The 15,823-nt window shown below is 61.1% G+C and carries 11 protein-coding genes; 7 read left to right on the top strand and 4 right to left on the bottom strand.

Annotated elements, in window-relative coordinates:
• Positions 1-24: 24 nt before the first annotated feature.
• Complete coding sequence (locus FGL86_RS01450) at positions 25-2,850, bottom strand: DUF349 domain-containing protein (RefSeq protein WP_147182939.1); 2,826 nt, start codon at positions 2,848-2,850, stop codon at positions 25-27.
• Positions 2,851-3,073: 223 nt separating this feature from the next.
• Between FGL86_RS01450 and minC the strand changes: the two genes are divergently transcribed.
• Genes minC through sbcB form a run of 4 tightly spaced genes read left to right on the top strand, consistent with a single transcriptional unit; the run spans position 3,074 to position 6,406 of the window.
• Positions 3,074-3,808: a septum site-determining protein MinC gene (gene minC / locus FGL86_RS01445; protein ID WP_147182938.1), complete on the top strand. Its 735-nt coding sequence runs from the start codon at positions 3,074-3,076 to the stop codon at positions 3,806-3,808.
• 47 nt (positions 3,809-3,855) lie between these two features.
• Positions 3,856-4,674 carry a septum site-determining protein MinD gene (gene minD / locus FGL86_RS01440; RefSeq protein ID WP_147182937.1) on the top strand — a complete coding sequence of 273 codons (819 nt, stop codon included), beginning with the start codon at positions 3,856-3,858 and terminating at the stop codon, positions 4,672-4,674.
• Positions 4,671-4,922, top strand: a complete 252-nt coding sequence (gene minE, locus FGL86_RS01435) for a cell division topological specificity factor MinE (RefSeq protein ID WP_147182936.1) — start codon at positions 4,671-4,673, stop codon at positions 4,920-4,922. Before minD ends, minE begins: the two co-directional genes overlap by 4 nt.
• Positions 4,923-4,942: 20 nt before the next feature.
• Positions 4,943-6,406 carry an exodeoxyribonuclease I gene (gene sbcB / locus FGL86_RS01430; protein ID WP_147182935.1) on the top strand — a complete coding sequence of 488 codons (1,464 nt, stop codon included), beginning with the start codon at positions 4,943-4,945 and terminating at the stop codon, positions 6,404-6,406.
• Positions 6,407-6,507: 101 nt separating this feature from the next.
• Here the strand turns inward: sbcB and FGL86_RS01425 are convergent, their stop codons facing one another.
• Together FGL86_RS01425 and FGL86_RS01420 are read right to left on the bottom strand one after the other, a co-directional pair.
• Positions 6,508-9,237 carry an insulinase family protein gene (locus tag FGL86_RS01425; protein WP_246131704.1) on the bottom strand — a complete coding sequence of 910 codons (2,730 nt, stop codon included), beginning with the start codon at positions 9,235-9,237 and terminating at the stop codon, positions 6,508-6,510.
• A gap of 191 nt (positions 9,238-9,428) precedes the next feature.
• Complete coding sequence (locus FGL86_RS01420; RefSeq protein WP_147182933.1) at positions 9,429-10,115, bottom strand: SOS response-associated peptidase; 687 nt, start codon at positions 10,113-10,115, stop codon at positions 9,429-9,431.
• 204 nt (positions 10,116-10,319) lie between these two features.
• On the opposite strand from FGL86_RS01420, the gene FGL86_RS01415 reads away from it, so the two are divergent.
• The 3 genes from FGL86_RS01415 to FGL86_RS01405 all read left to right on the top strand — a co-directional run bounded on the left by FGL86_RS01415 (position 10,320) and on the right by FGL86_RS01405 (position 14,473).
• Positions 10,320-10,934, top strand: a complete 615-nt coding sequence (locus FGL86_RS01415; RefSeq protein ID WP_147182932.1) for a TetR/AcrR family transcriptional regulator — start codon at positions 10,320-10,322, stop codon at positions 10,932-10,934.
• Positions 10,931-12,823 (top strand): MFS transporter, encoded by a 1,893-nt coding sequence (locus tag FGL86_RS18050; protein WP_147182931.1) that lies wholly within the window; start codon positions 10,931-10,933, stop codon positions 12,821-12,823. Before FGL86_RS01415 ends, FGL86_RS18050 begins: the two co-directional genes overlap by 4 nt.
• 96 nt (positions 12,824-12,919) lie before the next feature.
• Entirely contained in the window at positions 12,920-14,473 is a 1,554-nt protein-coding gene (locus FGL86_RS01405; protein ID WP_147182930.1) for a 2-isopropylmalate synthase, read from the top strand.
• Positions 14,474-14,491: 18 nt separating this feature from the next.
• Here FGL86_RS01405 and FGL86_RS01400 read toward each other — a convergent pair whose 3' ends face one another.
• Positions 14,492-15,775 carry an HlyC/CorC family transporter gene (locus FGL86_RS01400; RefSeq protein WP_147182929.1) on the bottom strand — a complete coding sequence of 428 codons (1,284 nt, stop codon included), beginning with the start codon at positions 15,773-15,775 and terminating at the stop codon, positions 14,492-14,494.
• Positions 15,776-15,823: the final 48 nt, after the last annotated feature.

The following is a 15,823-nucleotide window of genomic DNA, read 5'->3' as shown; positions in this document are numbered from 1 at the left end:
CCCGCGCTTTTTTATGGAATGCTGTCAGGATCGGTGCGACGACTGGGCAAGGAGATGATGCAATGCCGCATTGAGCTCTACCGCCTCGCGTTCCCAAAGACCAGTGGATATCGGCCCGGTGGCCAGTAGTTCGCGCAGTACACGGTGTAGCTCTTGGGGTAGGCCATCCGAGGGCAGGCTTTCTTGAGAAAAATCGTGTTCGCGCCCCAGCCCCTTGTTGATCCGCTCGACCTGTACTGCCAGACGCAGGGGTTCGTCCTCCGGCGGGATTCGGTAACCCGCAAGCACCGCCAGATGGATACGTAGCCGTTGCAGCCTGTCTTCGACCTCTGCATCCAACTGGGCTCGATCCTTGTCACCAAGCCCTCTACGGGCGTCATTGCGCTGCTCGTGAGCCCAGCGCATATCGCCTTGGAGCGCTGAAATCGGTGAAACCTCAGGCGGCAACTCGCCGTTCAAGGCGGCCTGATCCGCCTCCAGATGTGCCTGGAGCAGTTCCTGCAGGGCTTGCCAGCGGCTGACTTCTTCGCCTACCGCCAACTGCTGCAGTTGATCGCGCCGGGCTCGCAGAATACCGGTCCAGCGCTTGCGCATGCCTGTTGTCCGGCGTCCCGCCGGCAGTGGTTCGAGTGTCTCCGCCTCCGCCTGAAATTCTGCCAGTATCCTGTGATCCTGATAGGCACTCGGCTGCCAGATGTCCAGGCGATCGATCAAGGCTTGCATGGCGTCCAGGCGTTCCTTGGCCAGTTGGGCATGGTTTTCGCGCTGCGCATCGCGGCCGGCAAAGATTCGATCGCACAGCCGTCGAAATTCATGCCAGAGAGTTTGCTCTTCCCCTTTGGGCGCGCGACCCAGCTCCCGCCATCGGCGCTGCAAGGTCTTGGCCTGTTCCGCGCGCTGACCGGCGTCCAGGGACGAGGTTTCCAGCGCCTGGGCCTGAGCAAGCAGCTCACGTTTGGCCTCGGCGATCTGCCGGGCGCGCTGATCGATCAGCGCCTGCAAACCGTGCATGATCTGTCGGAAACGCCGGCCTTGGGCGGCGGCCTGTTGGCGGGGGATCGGTGAATGGTAGCGCCATTGTTCCCGAGCCCGGTTGCGAATTTCGCGCAGGGCGTCCGGATCGGCGCTGTCATCCGGGGAGGCCAGCAGAGCTTCAAGCTGTTCGCACAAGGCTTCGCGAGCCTGCTGATTGAGTTCACGCTGTTGGTCGAGAGATTCGCGCCAACCCTTCAGTCGCTCGTGAATCCGATCCGAGGCGGCACGAAAGCGCTGAGACTTTTCGCGATTGGCGGCGGCGTCATCGAGTTCCTTCCATTCCTTGACCAGTTGGCGATGGCGATGATCGAGCATGGCATCGCTCAACGACTGGTCCTCGGACAAGGCCTCTAGTGCCTTGCATAGCTGGTCGCGTTTGGGCGCCGCCACGAAACCACGCCAGTCTCGAAGCTCCGCAAGCTGCGCACCCAGCCGCTTGAAGGACGGTGTATATCGCTGCTGGATTTCCTGTGGCGCGCTGTCGAGCTGGCTGCGCAGGTATTGATGCGCGCGATTGGCAAGCTTGAATCTGCCTCGCGCCAGATGCTGCTCGAGGGTGGCCAACTCCTCATCGATATGCGTTGCCAGAGCCTGGGTATCCGCCGGCGTGATACCCGCGCCGGTAACACGCCTACGTGCCCGTTCGAGCAAGTGGGTCGGGGGCAGCGTATCCGGCCAGGCGCACGCCTCCAATGTCTGGTGAATGGCGGTCATATCGTCGTTTCCCAACGCCTGTTCGAGGAGAGGAGCTTGCCGCTCCTGCCGCTCCCAGGCTTGGGCGATACGCTCATGTTCCTCGAGAATAGCGTTGTAGTGTCGTTGCAGTTCGGCCTCCGGGGGATGGCGATCGGACAGATCCTGCCAGCGATCGGCCAGCAGACGTTTCTGAGCCGCCAGGCTATGCAGATCCTGAGCGCTGATCCTGTCGCTCTTGCGCAGGTTCTCCAGGCTTTCCTGCAGTGCGTTCAGTAGGGTTCGGCGGGTACGGTCCGCCTCCTCGCGCTGTTGCCGGGCCGTCTGTTGACTATGCGCTTGGGCCTCGTGATCCGTCAGGGTCTTGCGGCATGCGAGACAGGCGTTCTGGTAGCGTTGCAACTGATCGTTATCCGGCCAGTCCTCGAGGGCTTTCCACTGGCGCACCAGATGACGATAGCGCCCCGCATACAGCGGCTCCCAGGCTTGCCGGCCCAGCTGTTCCAGAGATTCCAGCAGGCGTTCGCGGTTATGCTGCGCCGCTTCGACCTGAGCGGCGTCCTCACGCCGCTGATCGAGGCGCTCCCTGGCACGACGTGAGACCTGTCGATCGCGCCTGGCGTAGCGAGCCAGATGGGCAAGCCCTTCATCGCTTTCGACCCGCTCGGCAGCTGCGTGACGCACCGCTGCGATACCGTTGTCGCAGGCTTGACGAATCAGCATGGCTTCATCGTCGAGCCGCGCCAAGGCGTCGAGACGCAGCTGCTGATTGTCGCCCTCGAAGGCAATGGTAGCGAGCAGCAGCGGATCGTCCAGCGTATCTATCAGCCCGCGTCTTTCCGACAGCTCAAGCCCTTCATCGCCTCGGCATAGCAGCGCTGCCAGGCGCTGACGAAGTTCCGGCGTGGCTTTCTCATGCATCAGCGCAAGCAGCCGATAAGGATCCTTGAGTAGCGCCAGAGCTGCGTGGCGTACGCTGGCATCCTTATCCAGAGCAAGCTGCTCCAGATGTTGGCGATCCTTGGGCTTGTTCGCATCGAGACGTTGCGTGGCCTGCTGGCGTACCTGAGCATCGGGATGTTGCCATCGCGGGCCCAGTAAACGACGAATCCAACCTGACATTGACCCTCCTGGCAGCGCGAACGGTAAGTAAGTCGATGAAAACGCGCAAAGCCTCTATATAAGCATGCGCGGTTCGAGGGCGAAAGTATCTCGTTCTCGACCAGCGATACGTGCCTTATGGCGCAGACACTGACACAATAGAAGGATGGTTTTATGACCAGTTGCACAGGCGCCTCGCCTCGCTTAGCGTTACCCTTTTTATCATCCGACCTGGAGTCCGGCCATGGGTCTTAATCTGGACAGGACAAGCATGGCATTTACCTTTAAGGGCGGTATGCTGCCCATGACGGTCATGGAATTGACCAGCGCCGATCCCGAGCATATTCGGAGCCAGCTGACCGATAAACTGAATCGGTCCCCCGCGTTCTTTCAACACACGCCGGTAGTCCTCGGCGTGGAAAAACTCAAGGAAACGCACCTCGCCCTCGAGCGTATCTGCGCGGTGTGTCGTGATCACAAACTATTGCCTGTGGCCGTGCGCGGCGGGGCGGAACCCGTCAAGCAGTCCGCCTGGGCGTTGGGGCTGGGCTGGTTTCCGCCTCAGGAGATCCGTTCTCGGGAGCTCGAGAGCGTCACGCCGGTCGAGCCGCCGGTGGTTGCAAAAATCGACGCATCTAGCGCCGTCAGCGGTGGTCGGGTGTTTCGCGGTACGGTGCGCTCCGGGCAGCAGCTGAGCGCTCAGAGCGGCGACCTGGTGGTGGTCGGCGCGGTGAATGCCGGAGCCGAAGTGTTGGCTGCCGGCAGCGTACACGTTTACGGCCCGCTGCGCGGTCGCGCGCTGGCGGGCATCCTCGGTGATACTCAGGCGGGGATTTTCTGTCATGAGTTGAACGCGGAGTTGCTGTCCGTAGCGGGAAACTACAAGCGCATGGAAGATATCGAGCCGCAACTGTTGGGACGCTCGGTACAGGTGCGTTTGAGCGACGATCAATTGACAATCTCACCGCTAAATGGTTAATCAGTCGTTAACGCAAGCATTACATTTTTAGTCACAGGACGCTTATCTTGGCCAAGATCATAGTAGTGACCTCAGGAAAAGGTGGGGTCGGCAAGACAACAAGCGCTGCGGCCATTGCCACCGGGCTGGCGCTGCGCGGCAAAAAGACAGTGGTGGTGGATTTTGACGTGGGCTTGCGCAATCTCGATCTGATCATGGGCTGCGAACGTCGAGTGGTCTACGATCTGGTCAACGTGATTCAGGGCGAGGCGAATCTCAATCAGGCATTGATTCGCGACAAGCGCGTCGACAACCTGCATATTCTTCCCGCTTCCCAGACTCGGGATAAGGATGCCCTGACCACGGAAGGTGTCGAGAAGATTCTCGAAACCCTGGGGAAAGACTTCGATTACATTATCTGCGATTCCCCAGCAGGTATCGAACGTGGTGCCCAGCTGGCCATGTACTACGCGGACGAGGCCATCGTCGTTTCCAATCCGGAAGTCTCTTCCGTGCGAGATTCCGATCGGATTCTGGGGCTTCTGGCCTCGAAGACGCGCCGTGCCGAGCACGGCCTGGATCCGGTGAAGGAGCATCTGCTGGTCACTCGCTACAATCCTTCCCGGGTGAACATGGGTGATATGCTCAATCTCGAGGACATCCGCGAAATACTGTCGATCAATCTGATCGGCCTGATTCCAGAGTCCGATGCGGTGCTGCGCGCCTCCAACCAAGGGGTGCCAGTGACTCACGACATGAAAAGCGACGCGGGGCAGGCCTATACGGACACCGTGTCTCGCTTGCTTGGCGAGGACGTGCCGCTGCGTTTTCACGAATACCAGAAAAAGAGCCTGCTAAGCCGCATGTTCGGAGGAGGCCGAAATTGAAACTGCTGGATTTCCTCAAGGGAGAGCGTAAACAGACCGCTTCGGTTGCCAAGGAGCGCTTGCAGATCATCGTTGCGCATCAGCGTAGTCAGCGGGATCAACCGGACTATATGCCCATGCTGGAGCGCGAGCTGCTGGAGGTGATCCGGCGCTACGTGCAGGTGGACCGGGATGCGATCAATATCAGCCTGGACCGAGACGACGACTGTTCCGTGCTCGAGCTCAACGTGACGCTGCCCAAGAGCTGAACCTGGCCGGAGAGTCTCCCATGGCGCAGCCCGACAACGGCGCACCCGCTAGCTTCCTGTGGCATGATTACGAGACCTTCGGTGCGGACCCGCGGCGGGATCGCCCGGTACAGTTCGCCGCCATTCGCACCGACAGCGAGTTTCGCGAGATCGATGAGTCGGTGATGCTCTACTGCAAGCTGGCGGACGATTACCTGCCGCACCCCGACGCCTGCCTGATCACCGGTATCACGCCTCAGCAGGCGCGGCGGCGCGGCGTGCCGGAAGCGGAGTTCGCCGGCGCCATCAATGCGCTGATGAGCCAGCCGGGTACCTGCAGCCTGGGCTACAACAGCCTGCGCTTCGATGACGAGGTCAGTCGGCATCTCTTCTACCGCAACTTCATCGATCCCTACGCCCGGGAATGGCAGAGCGGCAATTCCCGCTGGGACCTGATCGACGCGGTGCGCGCCTATCACGCGCTGCGCCCGGAAGGTATCGAGTGGCCGAACCGGGAAGACGGCTCCCCCAGCTTCAAGCTCGAGCATCTGACCCAGGCCAACGGTATCGAGCATGCGGGGGCTCACGACGCCTTGGCGGACGTGCGTGCCACCATTGCTCTGGCGCGTCTGTTAAAGACCCGCAATCCTGCCTTTTTCGAGTATCTGCTCAAGCTGCGCAACAAGCGTTTCGTGACCCAGCAGATCGATATCGTCACTCGCAAGCCGATGCTGCACGTGTCGCGGCGCTATCCCGCCAGCCGGGGATGCAGCGCCATGGTGGTGCCTCTGGCGGAGCACCCCACCAATCCTAACGGGGTGATCGTCTTCGATCTGTCCGTGGATCCGGCGCCGCTCTTCGAGCTCGACGTGGATCAGATCCGCGCTCGGGTGTTCGTCGGCGCCGAGGATCTGCCGGAAGGCGAGACGCGCATTCCTCTCAAGGTCATTCATATCAACAAGAGTCCGGTGCTGCTGCCGATCAACACCGTCACTCCTGAGGTCGCCGAGCGTCTCGGTCTGGACCGGGAGGCCTGCGAGCGCCACTGGAAGACCCTGGCGGCGCGTCCCGATGCCGCGCGTCAGGTTGCCCAGGTCTTTGCAGAGGGGTTTGGCGAGGGTTCTCAAGACCCGGACCTGATGCTCTATTCCGGCGGCTTCTTCTCCGCGGCGGATCGTCAGCAGATGCAGCGAGTGCGGGATAGCGATCCTTCCGAGCTGGGCGAGATGAAATTCGCCTTCCAGGATCCACGGCTGGAGGAGATGCTCTTTCGCTACCGTGCCCGCAGCTATCCGGATACCCTGAGCGGCGACGAGCAGGCCCAGTGGGAAGCCTTCCGCTGGGCACGCATGAACGATCCGAGTCTCACCAACCTGACCCTCAAGGGCTTCGCCCGGGAAATCGAGCGCCTTAATCAGGCGCCCCTGGACGATCGCCAACGGCAGATTCTCGAGGAACTGGTCATGCACGTGGAAGCTATCATGCCGGCCCAGGCGTTTGACTGACGGCAAGGCGAAAACCTACTGAAAAGCAAGGCCCGGAACCTGGAGAGCGTCCCGGGCCTTTTGTCGGTGGGTAAGCTTGCCGGTAAGTCAAGACCTGGCGATCAGCTTTCCGCTCCAGAAGACAGCGCCTGAAGCTGCGACGAAAGCTCTACCAGATCGCTGGGCGCATCGTCCTGGTCGAAGACGACGCGAACCTCCGGTGCCTGGATCAGCGATTGCCAGGCCTGACGCAGTGCTTCCGGTGAAGTCGTCATGACCGTCTCGGCGAGGCGCTGGCGATGATCGAAATCCGTGTCGCCTCGGGCGAGCGCCTGCCAATGGCGGTTGGTCAGCTCGCTTAGCGAGGTGGCGCGCTGCAACAGGCGGTCGCGCACCGCCTGGCGATGCGGCGCCAGGGTCTCTTCATCCAGCGTCGACAAATAGCCCGAGAATTCTTCGAGAAAGGCATCTATGTGGGTGCCGATTTCCTCGCTTGAAGCGCTCGGTGACTGCACCAGCAGATTCACCCCCGGCGCTTCGAGCAGCGGCTGATAGCCGGCCTGAACGATATAACCAAGCTGCTTGCGAGTGCGCAGCTCAGTATAAAAGGGTGTGGCTATCAACTGTCCGAGCAGCGACAGATTGGCCTGATCGTCCAGAGCACGACTCGGCCCTTGAAGATAGCGCAGTACCAGGGAGTCCTGACGGTCGCTGTCCGGGTGGATCACTGGCAGATCCGCGCTGACGTCAAGCGGTTCGAGCTCGGGAATGCGCGAGGCATCCAGGCTCGGCTCGAGACGCTTTGCGACCATCAATCCTTCTTCTCGTGCCAGTTCCGCGTTCAGATTGCCCACCGCCATGGCCTCGATGCGCAGATCCTCGAGGAAGCGCCGACGATAGTCGCGCAGGTCTTCCGCGTCCAGGCCGTCGAGAGCGTCAAGCATGGCCTGACGCGGCCACTGGGGACGCAGCAACAGTTCCCCGATCACTCGGCTGGCCTGATGATAGAGCGGTTCCTGGGGGGCGTTACGCCACTGACGCGCCAGCTGATAGCGCACCCGGGCAACGCTGGCATCACCGATATCGGCGTTGATGAGCTGATCAATGGTATTGCGAATCAGCGGCGCCTGGCCGTCCCGCCAGCCGGAAAAGCTCAAGGTCATGCCTCGGGCGTGAGCATAAGCATCGAAACCGTGTCCTGCCAGTCGGGCCGGGTAGAAGGTCTCGCTCAGGCTATCCCGCAGCCAGCCGGCCAGCAGCCGGGTCAGGGCAGCATCCTTTGCGCTGGCGGCAGCCTGTGGGTTCTGCAGGCTGAAACGCCATTCTACCTTGGGCGAGTCGAAGCCCGCATAGGCCTGATGCCACAGGGCGAAACCGTCACGCTCGAGAATTTGCGTCGGCGCCTCATCCTGAGCATCCAGCAGCGTCAGATCCTGGGGGATGAAAGGGTTGGATTCCGGGAGCGTCAGTCCCGCAAGCGCCTGAGCCTGCGTCCAGTCCACCCGGCGTTCGACCCGGTAGGGCGCGTCGAACCAGGGCGACGTGTCCGTGCCCGCCACCTCCGGCCCGCGATAGACGCGAATCAGATTGTCCGGCGTCAGCTTGTCGAGGTATGACTCGATCAGCGAGGCGTCGAAACCGTCCATGCGATAGGGCGCGTACTGCACGTCCCGGGCGGGATAGTAGGCCAGGTTCATGGCCAGCCGGGTCGCGGTATGCTGCGGCGAGCCGCGCTGCTGAAAGCGAAACTCCTGCTCGGCGATATCCGCCTGCTCCGCGTAGCGCCAGTCCTCGAGCCCTTGCTGGCGGAGCTGGTCGACGGCTTCGAACAACGTGGCCTGCACCTGGGGAAGCTGCTCGGCACCCTCCGGGGTCAGGCTGACATCGATGGTGAAAAACGCATGCCGGCCGTCGTTGCGGGACACCCCGGCGGAAAGCCCATCTGCCAGGCCGGCTTCCCGCAGTACCGCCAGGATGCTGCCGGTGCCTTCGTGACCCAGCAGGTTGGCGAGATAGCTCGCGGGTTTGATGGCGTAATCCTGCTGCGGGTCCGCGATCGGGAACAGGAAGCTGACTCGGCGGCTTTCCTTGAGTGACTTGACCGCCAGCGCCACGGGCAGTACCTCTTTCTCGACCAGAGGCGCCTCGATCGTTTCCCGCTCGAGCCCCCGGTTTGGCACTTCGCTGAAGTTGTCTCTCACCAGGGCTTCGAGTTCGTCCAAAGGCTGCGGAGCGATGACCACCAGGTTCATGACCCCGGCGCCGTAGTGGTTTTCATAGAAATCGATCACTCGCTCGCGCAGGCTAGGCTCGCCTTCCGGACGATCCCCCAGGGTTTCGCGGCTACCCACGGAAAAACCGGTGGTAGGGTTTTCCGAATTGAGTATCTGGTGCAGAGCGTCATTCTCGCGGCGGCTGTCATCTCGGAGTCGAGCCTGATACTCCGAATGCACAACGTTGCGCTCGCTCTCCAACTGATCCGCGTTGAAGCGCGGAGCAATGAAGAAGCGGCTGAAACGCTCCAGGGCGCCGGCCAGGGCGTCCGGTTCGATATCGAAGAAGTAGTTGGTGTCCCGCGGAGCAGTAAAGGCGTTGTGACTGCCGCCGTGGCTATTGATGTACTTCTGATAGGCGTCGATTTCCGGATAGCGATCGGTGCCGAGGAACAGCATGTGCTCGAGATAATGGGCCAGACCCGCCAAATCGTCTGGATCGCCGGCGCTGCCGACGCTCACGTTCATCGACGCTGCCGCCTTGTCTGCCTCCGAGTCGCTGACCAGCAGCGTGGTCAGACCGTTGTCGAGGGTGATAAGGCGATAGTCGCGGCTATCCTGCTGGCTGATCTTGAGCATGGGGGTCCTTTGGCTATCCGAATTGCTATCCTTTTGTGAGGCGCCAAGCGCCGGAAGGCTGGCAAGGGCCAACAGAGCGATAACGGCCAGTGTCGTGAGCGTGCCGCTCCGACATTTGGGCAGGAGTGCACGAAAACGCGCCGGATAAAACACGGCAGCGGAAGGCGGGGATATCGAAAAACGATTGAGCATCATGTCTCCTGAACGGGCTGCCAACGTAGCATGGAGCCGGTGGGGTGCGCGCAGCTCCAGTCCTGACACATTGGGTCGTTGACCCTTCTTGATACCGGAAAAGCGCCCAACAGTTCCATTGGCGCTGGAGAAAGCATCCTTGAAAGCGTCTCCAGCGGCGTGCTCGGCGCCAGCCAGGTCGCCGCCTGTTCCGGCGCAATCAGCGCCGGCAGGCGATCGCTGAGCGGTGCAAGCAAGGCATTGCTGGGCGCGGTAATCAAGGCAGTGGAATCGTTGTATGCGCTCAAGGTCGTGTGATAACGACACCAGATTCCCGCCAGCAGCAAGGGGCCACGGTCTATCCGAGTCACCAGAAAGGGCTGCTTCCAGCGCGGCTGCGGTTTCCATACATAGACGCCGCTGACAGGAATCAGGCAGCGCCGAGCCTGAAAGGCTTCGCTGAACATGTTGCGTTCCGTCAGACTTTCCGCTCGAGCGCAGTGGGGCGCGTGATCGAGCACCTTGAGCCAGGGCGGGGTCAGTCCCCAGAAAGCGGCGGTCAGGCACGGCTTGCCGCTTTCCTGACGAATCATCGACAGCGGGCGGCGCGGCGCCTGGTTGACGCTGGTCATCAAGGGGGCGTGAGTCACCAGCCCCGGCAGCAGGGGAGAAAGCTCCAGCATGGGAATGTATAGACGACCTGCCATTGAGCCTCCTCGAAGACGTTGCCCCAGCCAGCTCTAGGAAATCCGACTAGGCAACGTGGTAAAGAAATCGTCGTAAAGTATTAAGTTGCCTGGTCAATGCTTTGAATGCTTGCGTTTGGCCCGGGGGGCGATATGCTGATAGGAAAACACTGTTCGCGATCGGCTCTCCTGGCCGTCTTGCGCATTGAAATCACGGGGAAGCCGATGGCACGTCCTAGACAGCATTCGCCTGAAGCGCTGCACGCGCAGGTGATGCAGGCCAGCGATGCCTGGCTGAAAGAGCATCCGGTGCATACCCTGTCGCTGCGAGCCCTGGCGCGCGACGTGGGCTGTGCGCCCAGTACACTTTTGAAGTTGTACGGTAGCTTCAGCAACTTGTTGCAATACGTCAATGTGGAAACACTTGCACAGCTCAGAATAGCGGTGGAAAGCCTCGAGGATGCTGCACCGCAGCCTCGTCTCAAGGCTCTTGCACGAGCGTATTGGCATTTTGCCCGGTCGGCGCCCCATCGCTGGCAGCTGCTATTCGATTACCCGCTGGCCCAGGAAGGAGAACTCGATCAGCGCCAGAACGCTATGATCGAAGACCTGTTCGTGCGAGTCGAGGCGACCTTGAAAGAATATCAGCCTGCCCTGGAGGACGCGGAAGCCAAACGTTTGGCGAAAACCCTGTGGGGAAGCGTGCACGGTCTGGTTCAGTTGGGGCTAAACGAGCGTCTGGGATATTGGCAGGATCAGCCGCTGGACGTCAACGATCTGCTCGAGCAGCTGCTGAAAACGATTCTGGCTGGATTGAGGCGATTGCCGGAGACGCCGTGAAGCCAGCGTTATTCATTCATCGGACCTTTGTTTCCTTGTTCTGTACTTATGTCCTGGGCACCTTCGCCGCTGGCTTGACGGCCATGATGACCTGGAGTATCGCGCCGGCGGCCGGGTCACTTGTCGCGAGTCTCGTCTTGAGCGCCTTCCTGCTGCCGAGTCTGCTGCTTTCCGCCTGGGGCGGGGAGCTGGCGGATCGTGTCGACAAACATCGCTTGCTGCATCGGCTCAAGGCCCTTGAATGGGGGCTGTTGCTGATCGCCGCAATAGGGCTGTGGTTTCATCATCCGTTCACATTGTACTTCCTGCTGCCGCTGCTGGGCGTTCAAACGACCTTGCTCGTTCCGGTGATTCAGGCGTCACTGGCCCAGCTGCTGTCTTCGGCGGAACTGGTACGTGGCAGCGCCTGGCTGAGCCTGGGCACCTGGCTCGCTCTGCTGCTTGGTCTGGCAGTCGGCTGCGGACTATGGAACGGTCTAAATGAACCGGAAGCCTATCGGAGTGGTGCGGTTGTGCTGGCCAGTGTCGGCCTGCTGAGCCTGCTGACCAGTTTTGGTATTACCGCAGGGCAAATCGGCGGGCAGCCCCCCGGTCGTGGCGATCCACGAGTGTCTCCGGCTCTTGGAGGGTCTCGACGATTGATGCGTAGTGCTGCCCGAGCACCGCAGTGGTGGCTCGCTCTGGTGGGCATCGGCGGCTTCTATTTTCTGGCGATCTGCTATCTGGCGATACCGCTGAGCGCCATCCATTTTTCGCCAAAGCAGTTTTTTGCTGCTCCGGGTTTGCTCCTGTCGTTACTGCTGCTTGGCGCCATGAGCGGAGCGCTGCTTTGCGTACGATTTTCCTCCGGACGCCTGGAACTGGGCCTGGTTCCGTTAGGCGCGCTGTTGAGCGGTTTTGCCGGAGTATGGCTGGCGGGCCTTCCTCTGCCGCCCCTGGTCGAGACCCCGGCGTCGGTACTGATCGAAACCGCCAGGCCGCTGTTGACGAGCTTCTTCCTGATCGGCCTGGGAGGCGGGTTGTATCTCATGCCGTTACATACCTTGATTCTGCTGACGAGTCACGAACAGCTGCGGGCACGCACCATTGCCGTCAACCATATCGTCAGCGCTCTGGCCATCGGTTTCGCCGCGGGTTTCGTGGCCTATGGGCTGCACAGGCTGGAACTGCGCTACTATCTGCTGGGACTTTCCGCCATTGCGCTGGCGCTGGGGCTCGGTTTCATGCTGCGCTGGTCGCGACGGGTGCTGCGGTTGGGAGTATTCGCGCTGATCCATCTGATCTACCGACTGCGCTTCCGAGGACGCCATCACGTGCCGGCGCGCGGTGCCGCCCTGGTCATCTGCAATCATGTCAGCTTCATGGATGCCTTAGTGTTGGGCGGCGCAAGTCCCCGACCGCTGCGTTTCCTGATGGATCGGCCGATCTACGAATCCCCTTGGTTGAACTGGCTCTTTCGTCTGGCCGGCGCCATTCCGGTGGATTCGGAGCGGCGAGACCCGGGCGGCCTGCGGCGCTCCTTGGAGAAAGTCAGCGATGCGCTTCGCCAGGGCGAGGTGGTCATGCTCTTTCCGGAAGGGCGTCTGACCCGCACCGGCGAGACCCAGGCCTTTCGTCGGGGCCTGGACATGATCCTGGCCCGGGATCCGGTACCGGTGGTGCCGGTAGGCACCGCCGGGCTGTGGGGTTCCTGGACTTCCTATCGTCATGGTCCGGCGCTGGCGCACTTTCCGCGGCGCTTTCGCGCTCGTGTTGGAGTCTATTTCGGTGAGCCGATCGATCCGCGCCTGGCACGGCGACAAATCCTCGAATGGCGGGTTCGCTCTCTTCAGGAGGAGGCTCAGCAGTGGGTATCGTCGTCGGCATCGGCTACGCTAGAACGATCCTGAACCAAAATCATCCGAGCCTTGGCCTCCTCTTCGGTTCGAACATCGCCAGCCTCACTTTTGGTTCATACTTTCCATCATCTGCCGAGAGTCGATGCCATGAGCAAGCAGCCGTTGATCATCTTCGATACCACCCTGCGCGACGGGGAACAGTCACCAGGCGCTTCCATGAACCGCGACGAAAAGGTACGCATCGCCCTGATGCTGGAAAAGCTGCGGGTCGACGTGATGGAAGCCGGTTTCGCCGCTGCAAGTCTCGGGGATTTCGAGGCGGTCAAGGCGGTGGCGGAGGCGGTCAAAGACAGCGTCGTCTGTTCGCTTTCCCGAGCCATCGAACAGGATATCGACGCCGCCGGGCGGGCCTTGGCCGGCGCGGCGAGGGGGCGTATTCATACCTTTATCGCCACCAGTCCGATTCATATGCGCCACAAGCTGCAGATGGAACCGGACCAGGTGATCGAGCGGGCGGTAGCGGCGGTCAAGAAAGCACGCTCACTTTGCGACGATGTGGAATTTTCCTGCGAGGACGCCGGGCGCTCTGAGCTGGATTTTCTGTGCCGCATCGTCGAGGCGGCCATCGATGCCGGCGCCGGCACCATCAACATTCCCGACACGGTGGGCTACGCCTTGCCGATTCCCTTCGGCGAGATGATGGGGGAACTGATTCGCCGCGTGCCCAATAGCGACAAGGCGGTCTTTTCCGTGCACTGCCATAACGATCTGGGGCTGGCGGTGGCCAATTCCCTGTCCGCGGTGACCGCCGGCGCCCGTCAGGTGGAATGCACCATCAATGGCCTGGGAGAGCGGGCGGGCAACGCCTCCCTCGAGGAGATCGTCATGGCGGTGCGTACTCGCCAGGATATTCTCGAGGTAGATACCCGTATCGAGACCCGATATATCGTGCCCGCCTCGCGGCTGGTCTCGACGATCACCGGCTTTCCCGTACAGCCCAACAAGGCCATCGTCGGCAAGAACGCCTTCGCTCACGAATCCGGCATTCATCAGGACGGTGTGCTCAAGCACCGGGAAACCTACGAGATCATGGCTGCAGAAGACGTGGGCTGGCATACCAACGCCATCGTGCTGGGCAAACACTCGGGGCGCAACGCCTTTCGCTCGCGGCTCAACGAGCTGGGGGTGCGTTTCGCCTCGGACGAGGAGCTGAACGCCGCCTTCGCCCTGTTCAAGCAGCTGGCGGACAAGAAACACGAAATCTTCGATGAGGACTTGCAGGCCCTGGTGACGGATACCCGGGCGGCGGTACGAGCGGAGCGCTTTCGGCTGGTTTCCCTGGAGGTGACTTCCAAGACCGGCGAAACGCCGCTGGCTCAGGTAGTCCTGCAGCAGGACGGCGAGGATCGAATGGTAAGCGCCCAGGGCAGCGGTCCGGTGGATGCGGTCTTCAAGGCCATCGAGCAGGTCGCGAACAGCCAGGCGGAGCTCGAGCTTTATTCGGTCAATGCCATTACCAGCGGCACGGATTCCCAGGGGGAGGTGACCGTTCGGCTGCAACGCGGCGGGCGAATCGTCAACGGTCTGGGAGCGGATACGGATATCGTCATCGCCTCCGCCAAGGCCTATGTCAACGCTCTGAACGCCTTGGCCAGTCGCAGCGAACGGCGGCATCCGCAGGAAGCGCATGAAGGCCCTTGATCTAAAGAAGGGACTTGGCTAGTCACGCTTGGCGGGGCGTCTTTTCACGGGCCAGCAACGCGCCGCGGTGATGAACTTGTTCTTGACCTCGACGATTTCCAGGCGTGTCTGGCCGATCTGCAGGCACGCCGGACCATGGGGAAAGGCTTCCAGGTGCTCGAGAATCAAGCCGTTCAAGGTCTTGGGGCCGTCTGTAGGCAGCTGCCAGCCCAAGGCTTTGTTAACATCGCGGATGCTGGCGGTGCCTTCGATCAGATAGCTGCCGTCGTCCTGAAGATGCACCTCCTGATGCATGCCGGCCACGTCGGTGGTGAACTCGCCGACGATTTCCTCGAGGATATCCTCAAGCGTCACCAGGCCCTCGATATCGCCGTATTCATCCACCACGATGCCGATACGGCGCTTCTGCTGCTGGAAGTTGAGCAGTTGGGTATGCAGCGGCGTGGATTCGGGAATGAAGTAAGGCTCCCTAGCCTCCTGGACGATCGCCGCCTTGGTGACTTCCTTCTTGGATAGAAAACGCGCGGCGTTACGCAGGTGCAGCATGCCGATGATGTTATTGATATTGCCCTTGTAGACAGGAATCCGGGTATGTTGGCTGGTGCGAATCTGTCCCAGAATGGTATCCAGATCGTCCTCGAGATCGATGCCCGATACCTCGTGACGGGGCACCATGATGTCGTTGACAGTGACGTTTTCCAAATCGAGGATCGATAGCAGCATGGCCTGGTGGCGGCGAGGAATCATGGTCCCGGCTTCGTGCACCACGGTACGCAGTTCGTCACGGGTCAGATGGCCGGTGTCTCCCGCCACGTTCTTGACGCCGATCAGTCTCAGCAGGCCGTTGGAAATTATGTTCACCAGCCACACCAGTGGATAGAGCAGCTTGAGCAAGGGCCCTAGCGCCACGGAAGCCGGGTAGGCGATGCGTTCGGGCTTTATGGCGGCGTAGGTCTTGGGGGAGACCTCCGCGAAGATCAGTACCACGATGGTCAGGGACAGGGTGGCGATGGCAGGGCCGGATACGTCGCCGAAATAATGGATCGCGATGATGGTGGCGATGGAGGCCGCCAGATTGTTGACGAAGTTGTTGCCGATCAGGATGACGCCGATCAGACGATCCGGTCGGGCCAGCAGCCGCATTACCCGTTGAGCGGCACGCTTGCCGGTATTGGCCTGATGGCTCAGACGATAGCGGTTTATCGACATCATGCCGGTTTCGGAACTCGAGAAGAACGCCGATAAACAGATAAGCAGCAAGAGTAGGCCAGACAGCAGTCCCAGTGGGAAGTCGTCGCTCAAGATGGATGGATCCTTTATGACATGTCATCTAGTTTTTAGGGATTCCCC

The organism is Pistricoccus aurantiacus, from assembly GCF_007954585.1.
In the GTDB taxonomy this organism is placed as follows: domain Bacteria; phylum Pseudomonadota; class Gammaproteobacteria; order Pseudomonadales; family Halomonadaceae; genus Pistricoccus; species Pistricoccus aurantiacus.
Note: the sequence above shows the minus strand (reverse complement) of the source record. Positions and strands in the feature narration are given on the sequence as shown.

Bases quoted from the DNA above. Each gene is read 5' to 3' on its own strand.
- FGL86_RS01425 (WP_246131704.1), bottom strand. From the start codon at position 9,237: ATGCTCAAGATCAGCCAGCAGGATAGCCGCGACTATCGCCTTATCACC.
- minC (WP_147182938.1), top strand. From the start codon at position 3,074: ATGGGTCTTAATCTGGACAGGACAAGCATGGCATTTACCTTTAAGGGC.
- FGL86_RS01450 (WP_147182939.1), bottom strand. From the start codon at position 2,850: ATGTCAGGTTGGATTCGTCGTTTACTGGGCCCGCGATGGCAACATCCC.
- FGL86_RS01420 (WP_147182933.1), bottom strand. From the start codon at position 10,115: ATGGCAGGTCGTCTATACATTCCCATGCTGGAGCTTTCTCCCCTGCTG.
- FGL86_RS01415 (WP_147182932.1), top strand. From the start codon at position 10,320: ATGGCACGTCCTAGACAGCATTCGCCTGAAGCGCTGCACGCGCAGGTG.
- FGL86_RS01405 (WP_147182930.1), top strand. From the start codon at position 12,920: ATGAGCAAGCAGCCGTTGATCATCTTCGATACCACCCTGCGCGACGGG.
- sbcB (WP_147182935.1), top strand. From the start codon at position 4,943: ATGGCGCAGCCCGACAACGGCGCACCCGCTAGCTTCCTGTGGCATGAT.